At 63.9% G+C, this 1,602-nt stretch carries 1 protein-coding gene; it reads right to left on the bottom strand.

The window, feature by feature from the left end; all coding sequences use genetic code 11:
* Positions 1 to 1,602: Ig-like domain-containing protein (locus EN845_RS35690; protein ID WP_167531567.1), on the bottom strand; the 1,602-nt coding region annotated here is incomplete at both ends.

The raw sequence follows: 1,602 nt of genomic DNA, 5'->3' as shown, positions 1-1,602 counted from the left end.
TGTCGGCAACCGCCGTCGGCACGTCGTCGACGATGGCGATGGAGAGCGTCGTGGAGGCCGGATCACCGTCGGAATCGACCACCTGGACGGCGAAGTCGTCATGGGTAGTGTTGCCCGAGGTGTTGTCCAGCAGCGTGTAGGAATAGGTGTAGCCTGTCGCCGGCGTGCCGGTGATCGTCAGGTCGCCATACTGGCCATGCACCAGGCCGCCATTGGTCACTTCCACCTGGAGGTTGTTCTTGTCGGTCACGTAAAGGTGGCCGATCGTGTCGCTGCCCGTCGTGATCGTCAGCGCGCCCGTCGCCGTTTCGCTCGGATCGCTGTTGTTGGTCCCATCATGGTCGGCAATCTCGCCGGAACCTGCCGGCTCGATGCCGCGCACCGGAAGGCCAGCCTCGTTCACGCTGGTGTCCGAACCCGCGGCGATCACGAGCGTCGGCGTCGAATCCTTCAGCAGGTTGATCGTCACCGTGGTCACCGACGGATCGCCGTCACCGTCGACGATCTGGTACTGGAACGTCACCGTCCCTTCCTCGCCGGCGACCGGCGCGTAGGTGAAGGTGCCATCATTGTGGTAGGTGACCGTTCCGGTGCCGCCCGCCAACGATCCCGCCACATAGCTCACCTTGGTCGGATCGGTGATGTTCACTCCGTCCGCGCCAGGCACGTCGTTGGCGAACACGTTCACCGTCACAGGCGCATTCTCGGTCGTCTGCGTCGCACTGTCGGCAACCGCCGTCGGCACGTCGTCGACGATGGCGATGGAGAGCGTCGTGGAGGCCGGATCACCGTCGGAATCGACCACCTGGACGGCGAAGTCGTCATGGGTAGTGTTGCCCGAGGTGTTGTCCAGCAGCGTGTAGGAATAGGTGTAGCCTGTCGCCGGCGTGCCGGTGATCGTCAGGTCGCCATACTGGCCATGCACCAGGCCGCCATTGGTCACTTCCACCTGGAGGTTGTTCTTGTCGGTCACGTAAAGGTGGCCGATCGTGTCGCTGCCCGTCGTGATCGTCAGCGCGCCCGTCGCCGTTTCGCTCGGATCGCTGTTGTTGGTCCCATCATGGTCGGCAATCTCGCCGGAACCTGCCGGCTCGATGCCGCGCACCGGAAGGCCAGCCTCGTTCACGCTGGTGTCCGAACCCGCGGCGATCACGAGCGTCGGCGTCGAATCCTTCAGCAGGTTGATCGTCACCGTGGTCACCGACGGATCGCCGTCACCGTCGACGATCTGGTACTGGAACGTCACCGTCCCTTCCTCGCCGGCGACCGGCGCGTAGGTGAAGGTGCCATCATTGTGGTAGGTGACCGTTCCGGTGCCGCCCGCCAGCGATCCCGCCACATAGCTCACCTTGGTCGGATCGGTGATGTTCACTCCGTCCGCGCCAGGCACGTCGTTGGCGAACACGTTCACCGTCACAGGCGCATTCTCGGTCGTCTGCGTCGCACTGTCGGCAACCGCCGTCGGCACGTCGTCAGTAACATTGACCTGAACCGTCGCGCTCGCCTGGTCTCCGTCCGAATCGGTAGCGACCACATTGATGCCGGTCAGGTTGATGACATTCTGTCCACCCGCGTCGGGATGCGGGAAATTGTCGAGCAGCG

It is taken from the genome of Mesorhizobium sp. M8A.F.Ca.ET.202.01.1.1 (assembly GCF_004791595.1).
GTDB lineage: Bacteria > Pseudomonadota > Alphaproteobacteria > Rhizobiales > Rhizobiaceae > Mesorhizobium.
This window is presented reverse-complemented; position numbering and strand designations above follow the sequence as displayed.